The organism is Streptomyces sp. NPDC007856, from assembly GCF_042868225.1.
In the GTDB taxonomy this organism is placed as follows: domain Bacteria; phylum Actinomycetota; class Actinomycetes; order Streptomycetales; family Streptomycetaceae; genus Streptomyces.
The window spans coordinates 356,414-363,327 of sequence record NZ_JBIAEC010000005.1 but is presented as its reverse complement, the minus strand read 5'-3'; the positions used below and the strand labels follow the sequence as shown (position 1 = coordinate 363,327).

At 71.3% G+C, this 6,914-nt stretch carries 3 protein-coding genes and 2 pseudogenes; all 5 read right to left on the bottom strand.

Annotated features, from left to right (window positions below):
• Window positions 1-92: 92 nt before the first annotated feature.
• The 5 genes and pseudogenes from ACFYOH_RS15240 to ACFYOH_RS15220 all read right to left on the bottom strand — a co-directional run bounded on the left by ACFYOH_RS15240 (window position 93) and on the right by ACFYOH_RS15220 (window position 6,808).
• Window positions 93-335: a chaplin gene (locus ACFYOH_RS15240; RefSeq protein WP_388625727.1), complete on the bottom strand. Its 243-nt coding sequence runs from the start codon at window positions 333-335 to the stop codon at window positions 93-95.
• A 140-nt stretch (window positions 336-475) separates the two neighbouring features.
• A pseudogene (locus ACFYOH_RS15235) lies at window positions 476-1,753 on the bottom strand (catalase); the annotation flags it as partial.
• A gap of 393 nt (window positions 1,754-2,146) precedes the next feature.
• A pseudogene (locus tag ACFYOH_RS15230) lies at window positions 2,147-3,609 on the bottom strand (aminotransferase class I/II-fold pyridoxal phosphate-dependent enzyme).
• 124 nt (window positions 3,610-3,733) lie between these two features.
• A complete protein-coding gene (locus ACFYOH_RS15225) occupies window positions 3,734-5,893 on the bottom strand; it encodes a discoidin domain-containing protein (protein WP_388625725.1) in 2,160 nt (719 codons plus the stop codon).
• 123 nt (window positions 5,894-6,016) lie between these two features.
• Window positions 6,017-6,808, bottom strand: coding sequence for a hypothetical protein (locus ACFYOH_RS15220; protein ID WP_388625976.1), 792 nt, complete (start codon window positions 6,806-6,808; stop codon window positions 6,017-6,019).
• Window positions 6,809-6,914 lie beyond the last annotated feature (106 nt).

Below are 6,914 nucleotides of genomic sequence, written 5' to 3'. Positions count from 1 at the left end.
CGTAGCACCCCCCGCCGGGCCCCCCCCCCCCCCCCGCCCCCGCCCCCCCCGGCCCCCCCCCCCCGCCCCCGGCCCCCGCCCCACCGGCGGCGTCACTGGTTGACGCAGCTGTTGCCGACGGTCGGGTTCAGCAGCCCGATCAGGTTGATGCTGTCGCCGCACACGGTGACCGGGACGTCGATCGGTACCTGGATGACATTGCCCGAGAGGACGCCGGGGCTGTTGACGGCGGTTCCGGTCGTCGGGTTCGGGTCGGCGGCGAAGGCGGTCGCCGAGCCTCCCAGGGCAAGAACACCCGCGAGTACGGCCGTTGTGGCGAAACTGCGAAGACGCATGATCTGCCTCACTGGTTGACGGAGAAACTCCTCCATCACACCGGCGCCCAGCGCCGTCCGCCTGTGGGGGTACGCCGTTCGGGGCCGGGCCGGGCGGTCCGCCGTGAAGTGCCGTTCGCCGGCGTCTGCCTGGGGGACTGTCAGGCCGTGGATGGGAAGCGGTCCCAGACCCGGTGGGAGCCGAGCAGACGGGTGAGCTGCTGGAGGACCGTCGTGGCGCCGTCGCCGGCGATCACACCGGACGCGTCGGAGGGCATACCCGGCCGCCTCCAGCGCGATCTCCCCCCCCCTTGGCGGTACCGATGGCCTCGCCGTGCCGGTAGGCCTCCGCGAGCAGCAGGCCGACCCGCGGGTCGGGGGTGCTGTTGCCGCCGGCGGGCAGGCCCGCCTTGGCGTCCCGGGTGCCGTAGGCGTCGACGCCGATGCCCGGGGCGCCGGCCACGAGCAGCGCGTCGAACTCCACGGACCGTGCCGTCGCGTAGGTCCGCTGGACGGCCGGCGCGTCGGGGCCCGGGCCGAGGGTGCCGCCCGTGGGTGCGACGACGAGTGGGACCATGCCCCCGTCCAGCACCTCCCGGCGTACGGCTTGTACGCCGTCCAGGTCGCCTTCGGGGCCGGTGATGATGCCGGTGACCCGGCCGTCGGTGGGCCAGGTGTGCCCGGCCTGGGACAGGGCGGGGCTGGATTCGACGTCGGCCAGGGGCACGGTGGGTGCGGGGGGCAGGCCGAGTCCGGTGGCGACGCCCGCGCACAGCTCCGGGTCGATGTTCGCCAGCACCTGCAACGCCCACTCCGTGAGCGCCTGTTCGTGGCATTTGCCGCGGTCGAAGGTGTAGGCGCCGATGATGTGCTCGCGCTCCACCGGGCTCCTGGTCAGCCAGAATCGGCGCGGCTGGCTGAAGTGGTCGTCGAACGACGCCGGGGCCTCGCGGACCTTCGTCGCCTCCGGCACCCGTACCGGAGCCTCGACGAACGCGCCCGCGTCGGCGTCGGCCACGAACGGGCAGCCGCCGTCCAGGGAGTCGGGGCGGTAGGGGGCCACGCCCTGGTGCACGGCCGTCTGGTGCATGCCGTCGCGCAGCATGTCGTTGACGGGCGTGTGCGGACGGTTGATCGGGATCTGCGCGAAGTCGGGGCCGCCCAGCCGGGTGATCTGGGTGTCCAGGTAGGAGAAGAGCCGGCCTGCGAGCAGCGGGTCGTCGGTGATGTCGATGCCGGGGACGAGATGGCCGGGGTGGAGGGCGACCTGCTCGGTCTCGGCGAAGAAGTTGAGCGGGTTGCGGTCGAGGGTGAGCAGGCCGATGGGCTGCACGGTGGAAGTCCGGGTCGACGCCGTTGATGATCTGGGCCTCCTCCCACACCAGCGAGTGCACGCCCAGCTTCGGCTTCCAGTGGAACTTCAGCGCGGTGGCCACGCCCGGGCATACGGCCGACAGCACGAACACATGTGATGAAAGAGGTCGACGCGGCCCTCGCACCGAGGTCCCCGGGCCGGTGCGTCCGAAACCGGGAATCGCGGTGGATTTCCGGTCGGGGTGAAGTCGGGCCGTCTCTCATCGAGTTGCCGGGAGGCAGGCCCGCCGGACGTGTCGTCCGGACCCGGGGACCGTCGAGCAGGGCCAAGTGCCCCCTGCCGAGGGAGTCTTCGTCAGGAGGGCCGCCTTCTTGACCCGACAGGCAGGCACCCGGCCGCCCGTACACGCCACCTTAGGCGCAGCCCCCGGCCCCCGCAGTCCGAAGAGGCCCGGTCACACCCGGGTGGCCGGTAAGCCGACCGTGGGCGACCGGCCCCGTGCACACGGGCGGACCGGTCACGGTCGGGCCGTGACGCGCAGGCTCTCCAGCGACGGGTCCGCCGCGTCGGCGATGAGGAAGCCGTGCGCCACTCCGCTGCGCAGGAAGTCCAGCACCTCCTTCGTGATCACCTCGCCGGGCGCGACGACGGGCACGCCGGGCGGATAGGGGCTGATCATCTCGGCGGAGATCCGGCCCACGGCTCGCTCGGCGGGCACCTGGTCGGCGGGCCCGAAGAACGCCTCGCGCGGCAGGACCGCCTGGTCCAGTTCCAGCGCCCTCGGCTCGGGCAGCCGGACGGCGGGCCGCCGTTCGATCGAACTGGCGTTCTCCACCAGCGAGCGCATGGCGTCCAGCAGGACCTTCTCCGTCTCGTCGTCGTCGGCGTGGGTGATGGAGGCGGTGATCCGGCAGCTGTCCGAGCCGCCCACGTCGACATGCCGGTGCGTCCGCAGCCATTCCACCGCCTGCATGCCGCTGAGGCCGAGGTCCCGGACGTCCATGGTGATCTTCATCGGGTCGAACTCGGCCTCCAGGCCCTGCTCGATCACTTCGCCTCCCATGACCCGCAGTCCCGGCAGTTCCCGCAGCTCCGCCCGGATGCGTTCGGCCCGGTGCAGGGCAGCGTCCAGCAGCTCGCGGCCCCGCTCGGCCATCTGCCGCCGCCAGCCGTCCAGGGCGCCGTACACCAGGGACGAGGCGCTGGTCGTGCCGAGCAGGTCCTCGCGCTGCTTGAGTACCTGGGCCGCCACCCGGTCGTGCTGGAGGTGGAAGACCGAGCTCGGCTCGATGGCTCCGCCCATCTTGTGCACGCTGGTGACGACCAGATCGGCGTCGGCGTCCATGCCCCAGGCCGGGAGGTCCGGATGGAAGGGCAGATGGGCGCCCCAGGCCTCGTCCACGATCAGCGGTACGTCGTAGGCGTGACAGGCGTCGGCGACGCCCCGGATGTCGGCGCAGGTGCCCCAGTCGGTGGGGGGATCAGCAGCATGCCCTTGGCGTCGGGGTGCTCGCGCAGCCGGTCGCGGACGTCGTCGGGCTCCGGTGGATGGGCCACGTGCCGTTCGGTGTCGAACTTCGGGTGGACCCAGATCGGCTCCACACCGTTGATGATCACCGCCGCGACGACCGACTTGTGCGCGTTGCGCGACAGCAGCAGCTTCTCCCTCGGGCCCGCGAGCGAGCACATCGCGGTCTTCACGGACAGGGAGCTGCCGCAGGTCGAGAAGAAGGCGCGCTCGGCACCGACCGCGTCCGCCATCAGCTCCTGCGCCTCTTCCAGCACGCCCTGGGACTCCCGGCGGTCGTCCAGGCCGTTGAGGGTCAGTACGTCCGAGCGGAAGACGTCGATGCCGAGTACTTCGGCGACCCGGGGGTCAGTGCCGCGGCCCTGTTTGTGCCCGGGCGGCCCGAACACGACGTCTCCGCGGCGCCGGAACTCCTCCACGGCCTCGAGTACCGGTGCCCGCGAGTGATCCATGAGCGTCCTCTTCTTCTACTGCCCCTGCGGGCATGCGGGTGCGGCTCCGTCCGCGCGGGCCGCACCGTCCGTGTTGCACTCGGCGCGCACTCGAAACCCCGGGGGGCCTGTCTTCAGGGATGGTTCACGGGAACGACGTCACCTTGGCGGGGACGGTGCCGGTCCCCGAGGTGGGAGCGCCGGTGCCGTCGACGACATGGGCGTACTGGCCCTTGCCGCCGAGGGAGATCACCAGCAGGTCGTGCATCTTGATGCCCGAGCCGGTCGGGACCTGGAAGCCGTGGGCCTGGACGATCGACGGGTCGGCCGTGTAGTTGCAGTAGCTGCCGAGTCCCCAGGCCTCATGGGTGGTGACGGAGTCGGCGACCTTGTAGGCCGCGTAGCCGACGATGCCGTCATGGGTGATGGCGGCGGCGTCGGGGGCGTCGTACGCCTTCTCGTTCTGGAAGAAGATCGTCCGGCCGCGTTCGCCGTTCCAGTAGACGTCGTACTTGTTGAAGTGTTCGACGAACAGGCCGGTGGCGAGGACCTCGTCACCGTTGACCCTCAGGCCGTAGTCGGCGCGGTTGGTGTCCCAGCCGACGCCGCTGCCGTGGTCGGCGCGCCAGATCCAGGTGTGGTCGATGATCGCGTCATTGCTGTCGACCACGAGCGAGTTGGCGGCGAGACCGGGTCCCGCGCCGCCGATGCGGAAGAACACGTCCTGCACGGTGGTCGGGTCGGCGGAGTGGTCTGCGGTGGCACCGGGCGTGCCGATGCGCAGCAGTGTGTCGGAGTTGACCGGTCCGGCGTCGATGAGGAAGCCGGCCAGCCGCACGCCGTCGACGTCCGCCACGTGCATCGCGTCGATGCCGTTGTCCGGGACGAGTGTGGCCAGGCCCAGGCCGAGGACGACGGTGTCGGGGCGGGTGACGTCGATGGTCTGGTCGAGGTGGTAGATGCCGGGTGTGAAGAGCAGGTTGAGGCCCTGGGCGAGGGCCGCGTTGATGGTGGCGGCGGTGGCTCCCGGCTTGACGACGTAGAACCGGTCGAGCGGGAGGGACGTGCCCGGGGTGTTCGGCCAGGAGACCCCTCGGGCGTTGGTGCGCCGGGACGGCACGAACACCTTGTAGTCCGAGCCGTCCAGATAGAGGAACGGCTTCTCGCGGGAGACCGGGGTGGTGTCCAGGGTGGTGTACGGACCGCTGTCGAAGTTGGTCGCCGGCGCGCCCTGGACGCCTGAGAACGTCATGTTCCAGACGCCGTTGGTCCAGCCGCCGACCGAGCTGTCCCGGGTGTACCACTGCTGCTGGGAGTACGGGCCGACCGTGCCGTCGATCTTAGAGTCGGCGATGTAGCCGCCGGAGGCCCAGCCGTAGCCGGTGGGCGCGAGGTTGAGACCGCCCTCGACATGGATACGGCGGAAGGGCGCTGCCTGCGCCACGGCCCAGCGGTCGTCGCCGTTCGACGGCTTGACGGCGAGGTTCTCCGCCGAACGCCAGAAGTTCTGCGTGGCGTTGCCGTTGAACCAGCCGGCGTCGACCGTGACGTCCCCGTTGATCTGGGTGTCGTCGGGGTTCAGGCCGAGCCCGGAGATGGAGGTGTAGAAGCCGATCTGGGCGTTGATGCCGTTGTACGTGCCGGGCTTGAGCAGGAACTGGTAGCGGCCGGTGCCGAACCGGGCGGACTCCTGCTGCTTGAAGACGTCGTCGAACTCCTGCTGGAGGTCGGGGGTGGAGGGGTCCACGACGATGACGTTCGGACCGAGGTCGCCGCCGCCCTGGATGGGGCCGGTCGCGGTGGTCGTGGTGTGCACGGCCATCTCCCAGAGGGAGTAGCCGTACCCGGTGCCGCGCGCGGTGCCATAGATCCGGACGTACCGGCCCAAGCCGCTGACGTCGTACGACGCCGTGCCGCCGCCCGCGCCGGCGACGGTCTTGAGGGTGGTCCAGTTCTGGCCGTCGGTGGAGGCCTGGAGCTGGAAGTCCTTGCCGTAGGCGGTCTCCCAGTTCAGGTCGATCGCGCACAGGTCCTCGACCGCGCCGAGGTCGACCTGGAGCCACTGCGGGTCGCTGAACCGGCTGGACCAGCGGGTGGAGGTGTTGCCGTCGAAGGCGGCGGAGGCGGGGGTGCCGGCGTTCTCGGTGGAGGACACCGTGGCGGGCCGGCCCTGGGCGGCGTCGGCCGTGTCGCAGGTCCGGGTTCCGGCCGCGGCGGCCGGGGGGTGGGCCAGGGGCAGGGTGATCAGTGCGGCCATGGCGGCCAGTGCGACACCCCGGGCCCTCGGTCCCGTGCGGCTTCTCATCCGGCTTCTCATCTGGCGGCTCCCAAGGGAAAACGGCTCAAGCAACCGACGCTGCTACTTAGTTCATGTTTTGATTTAAGTGGTGAGACAAGCGCCCCGGCAAGCCTTCGGAAGCCAAAACCTTCACAACCGCAGACCGTGTCCGCGCGCCAGGACGAGATGCGGGTCGAAGCGCCGTTTGGCGGCGGAGAGGGCCGGCCGGCGACTGCCGTGGTGTTCCCCCCAGTCGGCATCCGACATGGGCAGGGCGTTCACCGGATAGGCGACTGCGCCCTCGGAGCGGGCCAGTTCGTACGCGGCGCGGTTGGCGGCCACCATCGCCGCGACCGTCTCGGGGCTGCCGGGCGGCGCCGTGCGCAACAGGGCGAACAGGTGAAGGACTTCGCCGGAGGGGCGGCTGAAGAGGGGAGCCCGCAGCCGACTGGAGAGCAGCGGGTACAGCAGGACGAGGCCGGTGTCACGCAGATCGCGGAAGGCGGGGTCGGCGAGCACGGCGCGGACGACGGAGGCGGCGCTGTCGTGCGGCAGCAGCAGATTGAGCCACGGGTGCGGATACAGCCACTCCCCCGTCTCCCGCAGGACCTCCCCTCGTCGGTGTCCACTCGATGGGCGAACTCGCCGTAACCCAGGTCCTCCGTCTCCAGTGCGGCGGGATCGTGCCCGAGTCCGTCGAGCAGGGCTGCGTCGTCGGGCGGGCAGGGGCCGTCGTACGGGGCCACGGCCTCGATCATGTACTGCCGGCCGTGCTCGCCGGCCGGCCGGGCCTGGCCCTCCGGATAGGAGAAGCGCTGCTCCTCGGCGAGCCGCCGCTGGTCGGCGAGGTAGCGGCTGAGGTCGGCGTAGTACAGGCAGTGGCGGCGGACCCGGGCGGGGGCCGGCACCAGGCGCAGCGTGGCGGCCACGATGACGGCGCACTGGCCGAGTCCGGCGAGCACGGCGTGGAACAGCTGCGGATCCCGGTCGGGCGAGCAGCACCGGGGCTCCCCGGCCCCCGTCACCACCTCCAGGACCTGGTCCGCGA